This is a genomic window from Tropicimonas sp. IMCC34011 (assembly GCF_003390865.1).
Classification (GTDB): Bacteria; Pseudomonadota; Alphaproteobacteria; order Rhodobacterales; family Rhodobacteraceae; genus Tropicimonas_B.
This window is the reverse complement of the sequence record NZ_QMEJ01000005.1, coordinates 352104-369474: the sequence shown is the minus strand read 5'-3', so window position 1 is coordinate 369474 and position 17371 is coordinate 352104. Positions and strand designations below refer to the sequence as shown.

Genomic DNA, 17371 nt, shown 5'->3' with positions numbered 1-17371 from the left:
CAGGCGAGCGAAACCGGCACCAGACCGGGTAACGCGCGCTTGACCGTGCAGGGTCCGCCCAGGCGCCGGCGTTTTCGCCAGCGAGATGCGTTGACAGGGCGCGCCCGACCCTCTAGGGACCGGGCTTCGAATATCCGGGGCTCGCGCCGCGGCGCCTTAGAGCGCCCGCCCGAGCGCGCCCACCGACGGACACTGACGGAGACGAGCCCATGAGCAAACGTACGTTCCAGCCCTCGAACCTTGTCCGCAAGCGGCGGCACGGGTTCCGTGCCCGCATGGCCACCAAGGCCGGCCGGAAGATCCTGAACGCGCGTCGCGCGCGGGGTCGGAAATCCCTGAGCGCGTAAGATCCGGCGGGGCGCCGATGGCGACCCTGACGAAGCGTGCCGATTTCATAGCCGCATCGCGGGCGCGTCGTTCCGGCACGCCCGCCTTCATGTTGCAGGCCCGGCAGAGACGCGCGGGCGAGGCCGATCCGGATATGATCCGCGTCGGCTTTACCTGTTCCAAGAAGGTCGGCAATGCCGTCGCCCGCAATCGCGCAAAGCGGCGCCTGCGCGAAATCGCACGCCTCGTTCTGCCCGGCGAGGGGCGGCCCGGCTGGGATTACGTCCTCGTCGGCCGGAAGGATGCGACCGCGGGCCGGCAATGGGACCTCCTCCTCGGCGATCTCTCCGCCGCATTGGCAAACATTCACGGGACCGCGCGGGCGCAGCAGAGTGCCGAGCCGGCTCCATGAGCCCCCTCGCCCGACTTTTGTCCCTTCCGGTCCATGCCTACCGGTTGATCCTGTCTCCCTGGGTCGGACGGAACTGCCGCTACCAGCCGACCTGCTCCGCCTATTCACTGGAGGCGCTGTCCCGCCACGGCGCAGTCAGGGGAGGCTGGCTCACGGTGCGCCGTATCGGGCGCTGTCATCCGTTCGGCGGATCGGGCTACGATCCCGTACCGGACCCACCCCGCGACTCGAGGCCGCCCCATGCTCGATGATTCCAACGAGATCCATCCGCTCTTCGAGGGCGCCCCGCAGAGCACCGAATTCCGCAAGCTGCGCAAGCGCATCGTCCGCGAGACCCGTGAGGCGATCGAAAAATACGGCATGATCGAGCGCGGCGCGCGCTGGCTTGTCTGCCTCTCTGGCGGCAAGGACAGCTATACCCTGCTCGCCGCGCTGACGGAGCTGCAGTGGCGCGGCCTCCTGCCGGTCGAGATCCTCGCCTGCAACCTCGATCAGGGTCAGCCGGGCTTTCCCGCCACCGTCCTGCCGGAGTTCCTAGAGCGCATGGGAGTGCCTCACCGGATCGAGTACCAGGACACCTACTCCATCGTAATGGACAAGATCCCGGCCGGCCGCACCTTCTGCGCCCTGTGCTCGCGCCTGCGTCGGGGCAATCTCTACCGCATCGCGCGTGAGGAAGGCTGCTCCGCCGTCGTTCTCGGCCATCACCGGGACGACATTCTCGAGACGTTCTTCATGAACCTCTTCCACGGCGGGCGCCTGGCGACCATGCCGCCGAAGCTGGTGAACGAGGAAGGTGATCTCTTCGTCTACCGCCCCCTCGCCCACGTTGCCGAAGCCGATTGCGAGCGCTTCGCCACGGCCATGAACTACCCCATCATTCCCTGTGATCTCTGCGGCTCGCAGGACGGGCTTCAGCGCCAGCAGGTGAAGCAGATCCTCGACGGGTGGGAGAAAAACGCCCCCGGCCGTCGACAGGTGATGTTCCGGTCGCTGATGAACGCGCGCCCGTCCCACCTCCTGGACCCTGGGCTCTTCGATTTCGCGGCCCTGATGCGCCCGAATGCCCCGGCCGGGACGTCCGATGAGGCGCATCCTGAAGCTGCGGACGCTCCGTCAGAACAATTTTAGTCAATGGGCACAGGCGGCATTAAGCTTGCGGTGAGACCCCGGCACTAGGGTCCTGCGGACGACCGGGACATTCGCCGAGCCAGCAGGAGCGACCGCCGCCGTGACCATTGCACATGCCCTGAACATGCTCGAACGCCACGGCGGCCGGTTTCTCCGCCGGCCGGATCTCGTTGCTCTTCTGCCGGCGGCGCTCCTGCTCGCCTATTGGCTCGGCGGGGAGCCCAGCCTCGTTTTCTGCGCCGTCCTTCTTCCCCTCGTCCTGATCGTCCCTTCGCGCACCGGGAGGCCTCCGGAAGACCGCGACGCCCTGACCGGCCTTCTGAGCCGGACGGCCCTCGAAGAGCGTGCGGACGCGATGCTCGCCGCGCCGAACCCGGACTGCGTCCTCGTGACACTCCAGATCGACGGCTTCGATGAACTCGTGCGCGATCTCGGCGCGGGAGGCTCCGAGCAGGTCCTGATCCAGATGGCGGGCCGCCTGACCGACGCCGTCCGCTCCGGCGATGCGGTCGCCCGCCTGGACGGCGATCGCTTCGCCGTCCTCGCCCAAGGGCTGGGGCAATCGGGCCTCGACGACATCCTGGCCTTCGGCGAGCGCCTGCAGGCCGCCGCCATGGATCCGCTGCCGATCCACGCCGGGAAGATCTATGTCAGCCTCTCCTCTGGATTCTGCCCCGGCCACAGGAGTCCCGGACCGGGCGGGGACGCGCTGGTGAACGCGGCCCTTCTCGCGCTGCGGCAGGCCCGGCGATCCGGTCGCGGCTGCCTGCGCGCCTATTCGGCCGCGATCCAGGAGGCGTCGCTCGTACGCGCCGACCTTGCCAAGGAGATCAACGAGGCTTTCGAGACCGGCGCCATCCGCGCGTTCTTTCAGCCGCAGACCTCCACCGATACCGGAGAGATCACCGGCTTCGAAAGCCTCGTGCGCTGGGTCCACCCCGATCGAGGGGTCCTGTCGCCGTCGGTCTTTCTCGATGTCGTCCTCGCCGCCGGCATGACCGAGCGTCTGACGCAGGAGATGCTGACCCAGTCCCTCGAGGCCCTCAGCCTCTGGCAACGCGCGGATCTGGGCATACCGCAGGTTGCCCTCAACCTCTCCATGCACGAATTGCGCAACCCGCACCTCGTTGACCGGATCCGGTGGGAACTCGACCGATTCGAACTCGCCCCGGACCGATTGGCCATCGAGGTTCTCGAAACGGTCGTCTGCGCGTCCGACGAAGACGTGATCGTCCGTAACGTCACCGCGCTCGCGGAGCTCGGCTGCAGCATCGATCTCGACGATTTCGGCACCGGAAATGCCAGTATTTCCGCCATCCGCCGCTTCGGCGTCTGCCGGCTCAAGATCGACCGCAGTATCGTGAGCCGCGCTGACAGCGATACCGAGCAGCGCAAGATGGTGTCCGCGATCGTCTCTCTTGCCGAGCAGCTGGACCTCGAAACGCTCGCCGAAGGAGTGGAGACGCCGGAAGAGCACGCGACCGTGGCCCAGCTCGGCTGCCGGTACGTGCAGGGCTTCGGCCTCGCCCGCCCGATGCCGGTGGAGGACACCCTGCCCTGGATCGTCCGCTACCGAGGCCGGCTCTCGCGGCCGCCGCTGATCGGTCGAACGGGCTGAGAGGGGCGTCCGAGCGGGTCCCGTCGGCGACTGGACGGGTTGGATGCGGCGCCGCGACACGGGGAAGCTTTGCCCCTAGGCCCTTGACCTTTGCGGCCATGGCGGATTGAACCGGCGCGAAGCTCCTCCCCCCCGCCTCCGCAACCGCCGGATCAGGACGTCGATGGACGATCAGAACAAGAATCTCATCCTAGCCACAGCGCTCAGCTTCCTCGTGATCCTGGGCTGGTTCCTGCTGTTCCCACCAGAACAGCAAGCGCCGCAACCCTCGGATCCCGCGGCGACGCCCGGCGTTCAGGTCACCGAAGGGGAGACCGGCGCCTTGTCGCCGCCCGCCCTCGACGGCCAGCCTGCCGAGATGTCCGCGGGTACGACCACGGACCCCGCGACGGACATTCCCGACGCGCCCCGCGTGCCGATCGAAACGCCGAAGCTCTCCGGGTCGCTTTCCCTCGCCGGCGGCCGGATCGACGATCTGCTGCTCAGCACCTACGACGACACCCTCGATCCGGACAGCGGCAACGTCCGCCTGCTGTCCCCCGCCGGTGAGCCGGGCGCGTATTACGCCCTGCACGGCTGGGCTCCCGGCGCCGGCCTCGACGCCGCTGCCGTTCCCGGCACGGACACGGTCTGGGACCTCGAGGACGGTGATACGCTGACCCCGGAAAGCCCGGTCACCCTGAGATGGGACAGCCCCTCGGGCCTCATCTTCCGGCGGCAGATCGCGGTCGACGCGGACTACATGTTCACCGTGACCCAGAGCGTCGAGAACCCCACGGAGACCGACGTCCGTGCCGCGCCCTACGGGTTCGTCGCGCGTCACGGTCTTCCGGATCTCGCCAACTTCTTCATCCTCCACGAAGGCGTCGTCGCCATGGCGAACGGCGAGCTCATCGAAGAGGACTACGACAGCCTTGCCGATCTCGACGTGGACGCCCGCATCGGCGCCCGCGCCGTCACCGAGGAGGACGTCACCGGCGGCTGGATCGGCTTTACCGACAAGTACTGGATGACCTCCCTCATTCCCTCCCAGGCGGACACGGTCAATCTCGTGTCGCTCTACCAGGAAGGGCCGGACATCTATCAGACGCAGACCGTCTATCCCACGCGGGACATTCCGGCCGGCGCCACCGTCACGCAGGAGAGCCGTCTCTTCGCCGGTGCCAAGGAATGGGAGACGATCCGCGAATACGAGAAAGAGGGCGGCGTCACCAAGTTCATCGACAGCATCGACTGGGGCTGGTTCTTCTTCCTGACCAAACCGATCTTCGCCGTGCTGCACTGGCTGAACGGCATCATCGGGAACATGGGCGTCGCGATCATCCTGCTGACGCTCTGCATCAAGGCGCTGCTCTTCCCGCTGGCGTACAAGTCCTACGTCTCCATGGCGCGGATGAAGGAACTCCAGCCGGAGATGGAGAAGCTCAAGGAGCGGGCCGGTGACGACCGGGCGAAGCTCCAGCAGGAGATGATGACGCTCTACCGGGAGAAGAAGGTGAACCCCGCCGCGGGCTGCCTGCCGCTCCTGCTGCAGATCCCGATCTTCTTCTCGCTCTACAAGGTCATCTTCGTGACGATCGAGCTTCGGCACGCTCCGTTCTTCGGGCCGTTCCGGGACCTCTCCGCGCCCGATCCGACGTCGCTGTACAACCTGTTCGGCCTCTTCCCATGGGCCGCGCCAGAGCCCTCGTCCATCCTTGCCATGATCTTTATCGGCATCCTGCCGATCCTGCTCGGCATCTCCATGTGGCTGCAGCAGAAGCTGAACCCGGCCCCGGCCGATGCCACCCAGGCGATGATCTTCGCATGGATGCCGTGGGTCTTCATGTTCATGCTGGGCGGCTTCGCCAGCGGCCTCGTGGTCTACTGGATCGCCAACAACACGATCACCTTCACCCAGCAATACCTCATCATGCGCAGCCACGGATCCAGGCCGGACGTCTTCGGCAACATCCGCTCGGGCTTCAAGCGCAAGAAGTCCGAGGCCAAGTGAGCACGCTTCCCTTCCCCCTCGTCGCCGAGCCCGAGCCGGCGGCGGCCGAGGCGGGGCGGCGGCTCTTCGCCGGGCAGTCGGAGTTCCTCAAGGGCGTCGTCGCGATGTCCGGCCTGCCCCCCGCGGACCGGCCGGAAATCTGCTTCGCCGGGCGGTCCAACGTCGGCAAATCGTCCCTGATCAATGCGCTGACAGGCACGAAGGCGCTTGCGCGCACATCGAACACGCCGGGCCGGACGCAGGAAATCAACTATTTCATGGTTGGTGGGGAGCGCCTCTTTCTGGTCGACCTTCCGGGCTACGGCTTCGCGAAGGCGCCCGTCGCCGTCGTCAAGCAATGGCAGGCGCTTCTCAAGCAGTACCTGCAGGGTCGCCAGACCCTGAAGCGCGCCTTCGTGCTGATCGACCATCGCCATGGCATCAAGGCCGTGGACGCCGAGATCCTGTCCCTCCTCGACAAGTCGGCGGTGCCGTTCCAGACGGTCCTGACAAAGGCGGACAAGGTGAAGGCCGCGGACCGCGAGCGGATCCTCGAACAGGTCCGCGCCGCGCTCCAGAAGCACCCGGCGGCCTACCCCGAAATCGTCGTGACCTCCTCCGAGACGGGCCAAGGCATGGAGACGCTCCGGGCCATCGCCCACGGTCTTTCCGAGGAGTGAACCGGGACCGCGCCCTTTCCACCGCGCTCACGGGGCAGTAACACGGGGCGCAGTGCCTATTCGGAAGCCAGGGATGAAACGACGCGACATGACCCGCGACTCGATCGCCACCGCCCGCACGTTGTCAGAGGCTCTGCCCTACTTGCAGCGCTATTCGGGCGCCACCGTCGTCATCAAGTTCGGCGGCCACGCGATGGGGGACGATGACGCGATGCGGATGTTCGCCCGCGACGTGGTCCTGATGAGCCAGGTCGGCGTGCGTCCGGTGATCGTCCATGGTGGCGGCCCGATGATCAATGACCTGCTGAAGCGGCTTGAAATTGAATCGGAGTTCGTCGGCGGCAAGCGCGTGACGGACGAGGCCACCGTCGAGGTGGTCGAGATGGTCCTCTCGGGCCGCGTCAACAAGCGTATCGCACAGGCAATCAACGACGAAGGCGGCCGTGCGGTCGGCCTCTCCGGCAAGGACGCCAAGCTGATCGTCTGCGAACCGGCGGACGAGGCGCTGGGGCTGGTCGGCAATCCGACGCAGGTCTCGCCCGACGTGCTCCACACCCTGCACAATGCCGGGATCATCCCCGTCGTCGCGCCCATCGGGGCGGGGCCGAACGGTGAGACCTACAACATCAACGGAGATACCGCCGCCGGCGCCGTCGCAGCCGCCCTGAAAGCGGACCGGCTGCTCCTGCTGACCGATGTGGCGGGCGTCAAGGATCGGGACGGAAACGTCGTGACGCGGCTGACGCCGGGCGAGGTCGAGCGGATGACCGAAGATGGCGTGATCGCCGGGGGAATGATTCCGAAGACGGAGACCGCCTTGGCCGCGATCCGCGGCGGCGTGCGCGCCGTGGTGATCCTCGATGGCCGTGCGCCCAATGCCTGCCTTCTGGAGCTGTTCACCGACCACGGCGCAGGCTCGCTCATCCGCGAAGACCACCTCGCCCCGGTCCATCCGGGCCGGCCATGAAGACAGTCATCCTGATCCGCCATTCGAAGGCCGAACCCGGCGCTGCCGGCCAGGACGACGCGACCCGATCCCTCACGATGCGCGGCCGGGCTGCGGCCGACGCGCTGGGCGGCTGGCTCCGGGAGACGGGCTGGGTGCCAGACCTGATCTTCTGCTCCCCGGCGTCCCGCACGCGCGAAACGCTGTCGGAGATGGCCTTCGAAGGCGATCTTGAGGTCCGCAAGGAGATCTACGAGGCACGGACGGACGACCTCTTGCAGATCCTGCGGGACGCAGAGGGCGAGACCATCCTCCTCGTCGGGCATAACCCGGCCATCGGCGATCTGGCGCATGCCCTTGTCAGCTCCGCGCCGGATCATCCCCGCTGGGAGACCTACCCCACTTCGGCCGCGTCGGTGATCCGTTTCCACGAGGACGTGGAGCCGGGCACGGGCGAACTCGTCGAGTTCGTGACGCCGCAGGACCTCGTCTGATCCCGCAGGCAAGACCCTGAAACGCGAAAAGGGGGCCGAGGCCCCCTTTCCCTCATCTTCCGACGAATGCCGGTCTCAGTGACCGAGGATCTGGCTGAGGAACAGCTTCGTGCGATCCGAGCGCGGGTTGTTGAAGAACTCCTCGGGCTCGTTCTGCTCCACGATCTGACCTTGGTCCATGAAGATGACCCGGTTCGCGACCTGCCGGGCGAAGCCCATCTCGTGGGTGACGCAGAGCATGGTCATGCCCTCTTCCGCGAGCGAGATCATGGTGTCGAGCACCTCCTTGATCATCTCGGGATCGAGGGCGGAGGTCGGCTCGTCGAACAGCATGATCCGCGGGCGCATGCAGAGCGACCGCGCGATGGCGACGCGCTGCTGCTGACCACCCGACAGCTGACCGGGGTACTTGTTGGCCTGGTCGGGGATCTTCACCTTCTCGAGGAAGTGCATCGCCGTCGCTTCGGCTTCCTTCTTGGGCACCTTGCGCACCCAGATCGGGGCCAGCGTGCAATTCTCGAGGATCGTCAGATGCGGAAACAGGTTGAAGTGCTGGAAGCACATCCCGACCTCGGACCGGATCTTGTCGATGTTCTTCAGATCCGAGGACAGCTCCGTCCCGTCGACGACGATGCGGCCCTTCTGGTGCTCCTCGAGGGCATTGATGCAGCGGATCAGGGTGGACTTGCCGGACCCGGAGGGCCCGCAGATCACGATCCGTTCGCCGCGATGCACGGTCAGGTCGATATCGCGCAGGACGTGGAACTGGCCGTACCACTTGTTCATGTCCGAGATCTCGATGGCGACCTCGTCGGAAACCTCCATCGCGGAGAGCCGGGATCCGGCGGGAGCCGGAGCGTGTGCGGCGGTGTCTGTGGCGGTCATGGCCGGGGCCTCCTTAGCGGTGATCTGTCCGGAGCTTTTGCTCCAGATACATCGAGTAGCGGGACATGGCAAAGCAGCAGATGAAGAACAGCGCGCCGATGAAGATGAAGAGCTCCCAGTAGATGCCGTTCCAGTCCGTGGTGGCGCGGATGGCGTTGGAAAGCCCGATCGGATCGAGAAGCCCGATGAAGACGACGAGCGTCGTATCCTTGAAGAGCCCGATGAATGTGTTGACGATGCCGGGGATGGAGATCTTCAGGGCCTGCGGCAGAATGATCAGGCGCATCGCCTTCCAGTAATCGAGCCCGAGCGAATCCGCGGCCTCGTACTGCCCCCTCGGAAGCGCGGCGAGGCCCCCCCGGATCACTTCGGCCATGTAGGCCGAGGCGAAGAAGGTCACCATGATCACGACCCGGAGCGTCAGGTCGAACGTCGTTCCCGGTGGCAGGAAGTAGTTCAGCAGAAGCGACGCCGTGAAGAGCCACACGATGAGGGGCACGCCCCGCATCAGCTCGATGAAGGCAACCGAGACGGCATGGATGAAGATCAAATGCGATTGCCGGCCAAGCGCCAGCAGGATGCCGAGCGGCAGGGACAGGGCGATGCCCGAGACGCCGATGATGAAGGACAGCATGAAGCCCCCCATCGCACGGCTCGGTACGGCTTCCAGCCCGATGGGAAGCGCGCTGGACAAGGCGCCGGACAGGGGCGGCAGGACGAACACCCAGAACAGGATCGGAACGGCAATGGCCGCGACCACGCCGAGAAGCGGAGAGACGGCCTTCGCCCCGATCCGGTAGGCCGGAACGCCGAGCGCGAAGCCCGCGATGACGAGCAGGTAGGGCCAGATCGTCCCGCCCCAGAGCAGCCAGACCATCGCGACGGGATAGACCGCCGAGAACCAGAGCAATTGCCGCGACACGCGGGTGAAGAGGACGGGCGCGACGGCGACGCCGAAGAGCACGAGCGCCGTGATCGGCCGCCAGTAGAGCTCCGACGGATAGAACCCCAGCAGAAGCTGCTGCCAACGGTCGGTAATGACGGCGAAGCAGGCCGACGGGGCGCCCGCGCCCCAGGTTGCGTCCCTGATCTCGCGGCAGGCGGTCAGCGACCCTGCGAACCAGATGGAGTTCCAGAGCCACGGGACGATGTGCATCAGCACCCATGCAACGAAAGCGAGGCCGATGATCGTCAGGATCGCGTTGAACCAGGATGAGAAGAGGTTCTCCCGCATCCACTTCACGGCGCCACGTTCGGTTACGGGCGGCTCCGCCTGCGGAACCATGCTCTCGCGGACATAGGGAACGGTTTGTGCGTTCATCTCGCTCATCTCACCGCTCCTTCAGCTTGATGGACGAATTGTAGAAGTTCATGCCTGCCGAGATGATCAGCGACAGGACGAGATAGAACAGCCCGAGAAGGAGCATCCCCTCGAGCTCCCGCCCCGTCTGGTTGATCGTGATCCCCCCGAGCGTGGAGCGCACGTCCATGTAGCCGACGGCGATGGCGAGCGAGCTGTTCTTCGTCAGGTTTAGGAACTGCGAGATCAGCGGCGGAATGATGACCCGCAGCGCCTGCGGCAGGATGACGAGGTTCATCGTGCGGCTGGGGCGCAGGCCGAGGGCGAAGGCCGCCTCCGTCTGCCCCTTGGAGACGGAGAGGATGCCGCCGCGCACGATCTCCGCGATGAAGGCGCCGGTATAGAGCGAGAGCGCGAGCCAGAGGGCGATGAGCGAGTTTCGCATCATGATCCCGCCCTGGAAGTTGAAGCCGCCGAGTTCGGGATAGTCGAGGGAAAGCGGCATCCCGAGGAGGAAGAAGGCGATGACGGCCGGAACGAAGAACAGCGCGAGGGAAACGCGAAAGACCGGCAGGATGCGCCCCGTCGACTGCTGCTGACGCCTGGCGTACCCGCGATAGACGATGATTGCGGCGATGCTCACCACGACGATGGCAACGAGGACCCAGACCGCCCAGCTGGCCCCATCGAGGGGCGTGGGACGCGGGATGTAGACGCCGCGATTGGTGATCGCGATGGAGCCGAAGAGGAGCGAGGCATCCCCGTTCTCTCCGAAATCCCGCGGCGAGGGCGTGCTCTCGTTGAGAATCGCGAAGAAGGCGATGATCCACAGAAGCACCGGCACGTTCCGGAACGTCTCGACGTAGACCGTCATGATTTTTGCGACGAGCCAGTTGTTCGAGAGCCTCAGGACGCCGGCGATGGTCCCGACGACGAGCGCCAGCGTACAGCCGAGCGCCGCGACGAGCATCGTGTTCAGGATGCCGACAAGCGCCGCGCGGCCGTGGCTCGACGCGGAACTGTAGGGGATCAGGGACTGGTTGATGTCGTACCCGGCGCGCTGGCCGAGAAAGCCGAAGTCGAAGTCCTTGCCGAGGGCAGCAAGGTTGATGACGGTGTTCCGACCAAGCCAGAACAGGGCGATGGCAAGAAGAATGAACGCGAAGATCTGGATCGTGAGCGATCGATAGCGCGTGTCGTAGATGAGCTGGCTGAGCTGGAACTTGTCCCTCGCCGGCTGGTCGGGAATCGCGGACATACGGGAGCCCTCTTCATTCGGTCGGCCTTGTCGGCACGCGAATGGCATCAGCCGTCGCGGCCGGTGTCAGCTTGTCCTGGGGGTCTTGATACAAAGAAGGGCGCGGCGATGGCCGCGCCCTTCCCCTGTCGGGATATTACCGGAACGGCGGAGCGTAGAGCAGGCCGCCATCGGTCCACTGGGCGTTCAGCCCCCGCGCGAGGCCGACCGGGGTGGTCTCGCCGATGTTGCGCTCGAAGATCTCGCCGTAATTGCCGCCGGCGAGGATCGCCTGGACAGCCCAGTCGGCGTCGAGGCCGATCATCGCGCCGAGGTCGCCCTCGGTGCCGAGCAGACGGTTCACTTCGGGGTTGTCACCCGTGGCGGAGGCCATGTCCTGCACGTTGGCGGAGGTCACGCCGTACTCTTCGGCAGCGATCAGCGCATTCAGCGTCCAGCGGACGATGTCGCCCCATTCGTTGTCGCCGTGGCGGACGAGCGGGCCGAGCGGCTCCTTGGAGATGATCTCCGGCAGGATCACGTGGGCACTGGGATCTTCGAAGGTCGCGCGGGTGGCCGCGAGGCCGGAGGCATCCGTGGTGTACACGTCGCAGGCGCCGGCAAGGTACTGCTGCTGGGCCTCGGCGTTGGTCTCGATCGGGACCGGCTCGTACTCCATGTTGTTGGAGCGGAAGTAATCCGCAAGGTTGAGCTCGGTGGTGGTGCCGGTCTGGATGCAGACCGTGGCGCCGTCGAGTTCCTTGGCGGAGGACACACCCAGATCCTTGGGAATGATGAAGCCCTGGCCATCGTAATAGTTCACGCCGGTGAACTCGAACTTCAGGTCGTTGTCGCGGCTGAAGGTCCAGGTGGTGTTGCGGGCCAGGATGTCGATCTCGCCGGAGGAGAGCGCGGTGAAGCGGGTCTGACCGGTCGTGGGCACGAACTCGACCGCCTGCGGATCGCCGAGAACGGCGCCTGCCACGGCGCGGCAGACGGCGACGTCGAAGCCTTCCCATTCACCGTTGGAATTGGGGGACGAGAAGCCGGTAAGCCCGGTGGACACACCGCAGTTCAGCGTGCCGCGGTCCTGGACCTCCTGCAGCGTCTCGGACTGCGCCGATGCGATACCGGCAGTCAGGCCGCTGGCCGCAAGAACGCCGAGAAATACGGATGTCTTCATGTTTACCTCTTCCTGATGGACAGGCCCCACTTGGCGGAGACCGAATTTATAGGGGCCCGTCGGATGGACCCAACCTCAGCGGGCGAAAGCGGCTGCCCCCTCCCGGCGCACCAACTTTGGGCGGAATCCCAAAAAAAGGTCAAGGGTGCTGTACTCGCATGAACGGCAGGGGTCGGCGTTCCGGTGGGTCAATGCAGCAATCGCCCGGGAATTGAGCAATTGCCCAGGCTCCGGGCTCAATGCCGCCGCGCCACGTGCAAGCGCACCCGGGGCAAGGTCAGGCGCCGGGGCGCGAGAGGCGGTAGAATTCGGCGGCCCGGAGAAATTCAGCGCGCTTGAGGGCGGCGGTCTCGGCGGCTTCCTCGTCCCGTCCCCACTGGCTTTCCTGCCAATCCTCGTCGACGCGGCTGCGGCGCCAGAGTTCCTCGTCCGGCAACAGGCCCTCGATCACGGCGAGGCCGATCACGAGAGAGCCGGACAGGGAGACGAGTTCGGACAGCGCGGTCAGGGAAAAGTCGTCCTGCTGCTCCAGAATCGCGGAAAGCCGGGAAAGTGACGCTGCGTCCTGATCCACGGGCACGACACCGCTGGTCGGGACCAGCGCGGCGCCGAAGCTTGCTTCGGCCCAGGTCAGTAGCGGATCCCAGGCGTCGTCCTGCAGCGCGCGCAAGGGATCGTCCGTCTCGGCGCGGTAGCACAGAAGGTCCGTCGCACCGTAGCTCGCCAGCCCCTCGAGGAGGCCGTCACGGTTCGGAGCGACCTTGTCGAGCGCGGCATTGGCGGCGCGGGTGGCGGGCATGGTGCCCGGATCGATCACGTCGCCCTGCACGTCCCACTCCGCCGCGACGGCGCGGGCGAGCGCCTCCGATGGCAGCACGAGAAGCTGTTTCGCTGGCGTCCGGATCGGCCGCCCGTCCAGCTCGACCCGGAAGCCCGCCTTTTCGGCCTCGACGGAAGATGCCGTCCAGAATCGCTTCGCCCGCCATTCGCTCATCGGCGCCCCCATATCTCGTTCAATCCGCGCATCAGGCCGGCCGCATTGTCCACGATCATGTCAGGCTCGGCGGAGGCGAGACGCTCGGGGGCGTGATACCCCCAGCTCACAGCGATTGTGCGGAAGCCCGCGGCGCGGCCCATCTCAATGTCGTAGGTCGTATCGCCGATCATCACCGCATGCGCGGCCTCGCAGCCCGTCTCCGCAAGGGCGGCGAGCAGCATCCCCGGCGCGGGCTTGGACGGATGATCGTCCGCGGTCTGGACGGTCTGGAACAGCCCCTGCATGCGGTGCGCCTCGACAATCCTGTCGACGCCCCTGCGGGATTTGCCGGTGGCAAGCCCCAGAAGGACCTCGTCCTCCCCGGCGAGCCGGTCCACGATCTCCCGCGTGCCGGGATAGAACGGAGCGAGCGCGTGGCTCCCCTCGCCCGCGAACTGCGCGCGGAAACTCCGCTTGTAGGCCTCGACCATCGCATCCCGGTCGATCTCCGCGATGCCCGGCACGAGCACCTCGACCGCCTGCGGCAGCGAGAGGCCGACGATGCCGAGGATCGCGGCCACTTCCGGCACGGGACGCCCTGCGGACTGGAACGCCTCCGTCATCGCCATCAGGATATGCGCCTGGGAATCGACCAGGGTTCCGTCCATGTCGAAGACGACAAGCTGAAGGGGGGCGCTCATTCCTCCTCCCGGAACGGATCGTCCGGCACGTCGCCCGCGCGCCATTCGAGGGTATCCCAGGTCCGGGCCATGTGCTCCGGCAGGGGGGCCACGAAATTCATCCGCGCGCCGGTCTCGGGATGGGTCAGCGACAGGGAGCGGGCATGCAGATGCAGCTTGCGGGACAGATCGCCCCCCATGCTGGCGCCCCAGCCATCGCCGAGGTTTTCCTGCCCCGATCCCCCGTATTTCCCGTCGCCCATGATCGGATGGCCAAGCTCGGCCATATGCGCGCGAAGCTGATGCGTGCGGCCGGTGACGGGGACGAGCGCGGCCCAGCTGACGCGGCCGCCGAGGGCCGACAGGACCGCGTAGTCCGTGGTGGCGCGCTTGGCGTCGGGTGTGCTGTCGATCTCGGCGGGATGAACGCAGATCATCCGCTCCCCCTCGCCACCCGCGCCGTGGCCGGCCGCCTTCATCAGGCCGAACCGGATCGTGCCCATTCGGGGCACGGGAACGCCGGCGACGGCGGCCCAGTAGATCTTGCGTGTGGTGCGGTGGCGGAACGCCTCCCCGAGCCCCTTCGCCGCAAGCCGGGTGCGGGCGAGAACGAGAATGCCGGACGTATCCTTGTCCAGTCGGTGAACGAGGCGCGGCTTCTCGTCGAGGTCGAAACACAGGGCTTCGGCAAGGCCGTCGACATGACGTCCGCCCTGCCCGCTCCCGCCCTGACTCGGCAGGCCGGCAGGCTTGTTCAGGACGATCATCGTGTCGTCCCGGAACAGGACAGCGCGGCGGATCATCTCCGCATCCTCGTCCGTGACCTTCGGCTTCGGCGCGCTCTTCACCTCGCCGGGCTCCGGCAGGGGCGGCACGCGGACGGACTGGCCCTCCTCGATGCGCGCCCCGCTCTTCACACGGCCCCCATCGACGCGCAGCTCGCCCTTGCGGCACATTTTCTCGATGCGCGATTGCGCGAGATGTGGAAAGCGGCGCTTGAGCCAGCGATCGAGCCGCTGATCCCCCTCGCCCGCGCCCACGGTGATCGTCTGCACGCCGCTCATGCCAGAGCTCCTCGCATCAATGCCGCCCCGAGGACGAGCCCCAGGAGAGACAGACCCAGTGAAATGCCCACGTAAAGCGCCGCCTGTCCGGTCGCGCCCCGCTCCCAGAGCGTCACCGCTTCGAGGCTGAAGGAGCTGAACGTCGTGAACCCGCCGAGGAGGCCCGTCATCAGAAGCGGCGCGAGGTGGGTCAGCCCCCTGGCCGCCGACAGCGTGACGAACGCCCCCATGAGCGCCGATCCGACGACGTTGCACAGGAGCACCGCGACGGGAAAGCCGGACGTACCGAGCGGCAGGACGCGCGCCACGGCCACGCCCACGCCGAAGCGCAGGGACGCGCCGATCGCGCCGCCGAGGGCCACTTGTCCAAAGGTCCAGATCATGGCGCGTGCATTTCGCCCCGGCCCGGCGGTGTCAACCGCTCTCCCCCTGCCGCTTGGCCCGGAGCTTGCCGAAATAGTCCATCCGCTTGGCCAGATCGCGCTCGAAGCCGCGATCCACCGGGTCGTAGAACCCAGGTCTTTCCATCCCGTCGGGAAAGTAGTTCTGACCGCTGAAGGCGTCCTCGGCGTCGTGGTCGTAGGCATAGCCCTGACCGTACCCCTGATCGCGCATCATCTTCGTCGGCGCGTTGCGGATGATCTTGGGCGGCGGCTCGGACCCGCTCTCCCCCGCCAGACGCATCGCGGCCTTGAACGCGGCGTAACCGGCATTCGATTTGGGCGCGAGCGCGAGATAGACGATGGCCTGGCCAAGCGCGAGCTCCCCCTCGGGTGAGCCGAGCCGCTCGTAGGTTTCCCACGCGCCGAGACAGAAGGCCTGCGCCTGCGGATCCGCGAGGCCAATATCCTCGACGGCCATCCGCGTGATCCGGCGGGCGAGGTAACGCGGGTCCTCGCCCCCCTTCAGCATCCGGGCAAGCCAGTAGAGGGCCGCGTCCGGGTCCGAGCCGCGAACGGATTTGTGCAGGGCGGAAATCAGGTTGTAGTGGTACTCGCCTGACTTGTCGTACTGCGCCGCGCGTCGCGTGAGCCGGGCGGAGAGCTTCGTGGCATCGAGCGGCGCGTCCACGCGCCAGCCCGCCACCTGCTCGATCATGTTCAGAAGCGCCCGCCCGTCCCCGTCCGACATCGCCAGGAGCTGCGCCCGGGCCTCGTCCGTAAGGGGAAGCGGGTGGCCGATCTCCTCCTCCGCCCGGAGCGCGAGCCGCTCAAGCGCGGCGTCGTCCAGTCGCTCCAGGACGAGGACCTGCGCGCGGGACATGACGGCGGCGTTCAGCTCGAAGCTGGGGTTTTCCGTGGTGGCGCCGACGAGGACGATCGTGCCGTCCTCCATGTGAGGCAGGAAACTGTCCTGCTGCGCCTTGTTGAAGCGGTGGATCTCGTCGACGAAGAGCAGCGTTCCGCGCCCGTTCGTGCGCCGGGCCTTGGCCGCGTCGAACACCTTCCGAAGCTCCGGCACGCCCGAGAAGATCGCGCTGATCTGCACGAACGAAAGGTCCGTCTCGTCGGCCAGGAGCCGGGCGATGGTCGTCTTGCCGACGCCGGGCGGCCCCCAGAGGATGAGAGAACCGAGTTGTCCGCCGGCCAGCATGGTGCCGAGCGGCCCGTCCGGGCCGAGAAGATGATCCTGCCCGATCACCTCCGACAGATGCGCCGGCCGCAGCCGGTCGGCCAGCGGGCGCGGTGCGCTCCTGCCCGTCTGCGCCGTCTCTTGGCCGGTCTCAGTCCCGCCGGGGCCATGGCTGAATAGATCGCTCATGGCCCTGATCTATGCGCCAAAGCGCAGCGACGGAAGGCCCCTCAGCCCCGATCGCGCCTAAGGCGCTGCCCTGCCTAGCGAGCGAGGCGTACCGCCTGAAGAACGGAGCGGAGCGTCAGTGGACCATGGAGGTCAGTGTGATCTTCACGCACTGGGTGTCCGCGCCGTCGATATGCATCACGCGCCCGGCAGCCACCGCATCGAGACCGAAGCGCTTGGAGAACCGGGGCCAGCTTGCGGGAATGAGGCAGAGCACCTCTTCGGCTCCGAGGTCTCGCGCGGCCTTGCACATCTCGGAGATGAGCTGGGCATGGACGAGGCCGCGGATCTTGTGCGGCACGCTGTTGGACACGAAGACGCGGCTGCTTTCCCAGACATCGGCATTCACCGGCGCCTCGAAGTCGAGCAGATCAGCGGGAATCGAGTCCAGAAGGCCCCTCTGAGCGTCCCGGATCATGTATGTATAGATCCCGCAGCGGGCAGTTGTGGGCGTGAGGCGGATACCGGCGAGCACCTGCCCCTCCTCGTGCACCGCGATCCACCGGGACGCCGGCGTGTCGTACTGGTCGTACTCCATGCCCATGGCCTGGGGCAGATCCCAGTTGTTGCGGACGATGAAAGAGTCCCGTCGCGCCCTGAGAAGATTGGCGAAAAGCTCGCCGTGATTGTGCATGTTCTCGAAAGAGAGCGTGGTGGCTTGCATAG

At 66.6% G+C, this 17371-nt stretch carries 19 protein-coding genes; 9 read left to right on the top strand and 10 right to left on the bottom strand.

Annotation, left to right across the window (positions count from 1 at the left end):
- Positions 1 to 209 precede the first annotated feature (209 nt).
- From rpmH to DQG15_RS16080, 9 genes are all read left to right on the top strand, one after another.
- Entirely contained in the window at positions 210 to 347 is a 138-nt protein-coding gene (gene rpmH / locus DQG15_RS16120; RefSeq protein ID WP_025311815.1) for a 50S ribosomal protein L34, read from the top strand.
- A gap of 17 nt (positions 348 to 364) precedes the next feature.
- Positions 365 to 739 (top strand): ribonuclease P protein component, encoded by a 375-nt coding sequence (gene rnpA / locus DQG15_RS16115; RefSeq protein WP_116087025.1) that lies wholly within the window; start codon positions 365 to 367, stop codon positions 737 to 739.
- The gene (gene yidD / locus DQG15_RS16110; protein ID WP_116087023.1) at positions 736 to 990 is read left to right on the top strand and encodes a membrane protein insertion efficiency factor YidD; all 255 of its coding nucleotides are present in this window, start codon (positions 736 to 738) and stop codon (positions 988 to 990) included. Before rnpA ends, yidD begins: the two co-directional genes overlap by 4 nt.
- Positions 980 to 1870: a tRNA 2-thiocytidine(32) synthetase TtcA gene (ttcA, locus tag DQG15_RS16105; RefSeq protein WP_232830891.1), complete on the top strand. Its 891-nt coding sequence runs from the start codon at positions 980 to 982 to the stop codon at positions 1868 to 1870. Before yidD ends, ttcA begins: the two co-directional genes overlap by 11 nt.
- Before the next feature lie 100 nt (positions 1871 to 1970).
- A complete protein-coding gene (locus tag DQG15_RS16100; RefSeq protein WP_116087021.1) occupies positions 1971 to 3488 on the top strand; it encodes a bifunctional diguanylate cyclase/phosphodiesterase in 1518 nt (505 codons plus the stop codon).
- A gap of 163 nt (positions 3489 to 3651) precedes the next feature.
- The gene (gene yidC, locus DQG15_RS18675) at positions 3652 to 5481 is read left to right on the top strand and encodes a membrane protein insertase YidC (RefSeq protein ID WP_116087019.1); all 1830 of its coding nucleotides are present in this window, start codon (positions 3652 to 3654) and stop codon (positions 5479 to 5481) included.
- Entirely contained in the window at positions 5478 to 6140 is a 663-nt protein-coding gene (gene yihA, locus DQG15_RS16090; protein ID WP_232830890.1) for a ribosome biogenesis GTP-binding protein YihA/YsxC, read from the top strand. Before yidC ends, yihA begins: the two co-directional genes overlap by 4 nt.
- Before the next feature lie 88 nt (positions 6141 to 6228).
- Entirely contained in the window at positions 6229 to 7107 is an 879-nt protein-coding gene (gene argB, locus DQG15_RS16085) for an acetylglutamate kinase (protein ID WP_232830889.1), read from the top strand.
- Positions 7104 to 7580: a histidine phosphatase family protein gene (locus tag DQG15_RS16080; protein ID WP_116087012.1), complete on the top strand. Its 477-nt coding sequence runs from the start codon at positions 7104 to 7106 to the stop codon at positions 7578 to 7580. Before argB ends, DQG15_RS16080 begins: the two co-directional genes overlap by 4 nt.
- 75 nt (positions 7581 to 7655) lie before the next feature.
- On the opposite strand, the gene DQG15_RS16075 is transcribed toward DQG15_RS16080, so the two are convergent.
- From DQG15_RS16075 to DQG15_RS16030, 10 genes are all read right to left on the bottom strand, one after another.
- The gene (locus DQG15_RS16075) at positions 7656 to 8465 is read right to left on the bottom strand and encodes an amino acid ABC transporter ATP-binding protein (RefSeq protein ID WP_304466043.1); all 810 of its coding nucleotides are present in this window, start codon (positions 8463 to 8465) and stop codon (positions 7656 to 7658) included.
- Positions 8466 to 8478: 13 nt separating this feature from the next.
- Positions 8479 to 9795 (bottom strand): amino acid ABC transporter permease, encoded by a 1317-nt coding sequence (locus DQG15_RS16070; RefSeq protein ID WP_116087009.1) that lies wholly within the window; start codon positions 9793 to 9795, stop codon positions 8479 to 8481.
- Position 9796: 1 nt separating this feature from the next.
- Entirely contained in the window at positions 9797 to 11023 is a 1227-nt protein-coding gene (locus DQG15_RS16065; RefSeq protein WP_116087007.1) for an amino acid ABC transporter permease, read from the bottom strand.
- A gap of 136 nt (positions 11024 to 11159) precedes the next feature.
- Entirely contained in the window at positions 11160 to 12185 is a 1026-nt protein-coding gene (locus DQG15_RS16060) for an amino acid ABC transporter substrate-binding protein (RefSeq protein WP_116087005.1), read from the bottom strand.
- A 277-nt stretch (positions 12186 to 12462) separates the two neighbouring features.
- Complete coding sequence (locus DQG15_RS16055) at positions 12463 to 13179, bottom strand: ATP12 family chaperone protein (protein ID WP_116087263.1); 717 nt, start codon at positions 13177 to 13179, stop codon at positions 12463 to 12465.
- Entirely contained in the window at positions 13176 to 13862 is a 687-nt protein-coding gene (locus tag DQG15_RS16050) for an HAD-IA family hydrolase (RefSeq protein ID WP_116087003.1), read from the bottom strand. The genes DQG15_RS16055 and DQG15_RS16050 overlap by 4 nt, the downstream gene beginning before the upstream one ends.
- A complete protein-coding gene (locus tag DQG15_RS16045) occupies positions 13859 to 14905 on the bottom strand; it encodes an RluA family pseudouridine synthase (protein ID WP_116087001.1) in 1047 nt (348 codons plus the stop codon). The genes DQG15_RS16050 and DQG15_RS16045 overlap by 4 nt, the downstream gene beginning before the upstream one ends.
- On the bottom strand, positions 14902 to 15288 hold the full coding sequence (locus tag DQG15_RS16040) for a CrcB family protein (protein WP_116086999.1): 387 nt from the start codon (positions 15286 to 15288) through the stop codon (positions 14902 to 14904). The genes DQG15_RS16045 and DQG15_RS16040 overlap by 4 nt, the downstream gene beginning before the upstream one ends.
- Before the next feature lie 31 nt (positions 15289 to 15319).
- Entirely contained in the window at positions 15320 to 16666 is a 1347-nt protein-coding gene (locus DQG15_RS16035) for a replication-associated recombination protein A (protein WP_116086997.1), read from the bottom strand.
- 115 nt (positions 16667 to 16781) lie between these two features.
- The gene (locus DQG15_RS16030; protein ID WP_116086995.1) at positions 16782 to 17369 is read right to left on the bottom strand and encodes an acyl-homoserine-lactone synthase; all 588 of its coding nucleotides are present in this window, start codon (positions 17367 to 17369) and stop codon (positions 16782 to 16784) included.
- Between the last annotated feature and the right edge of the window lie 2 nt (positions 17370 to 17371).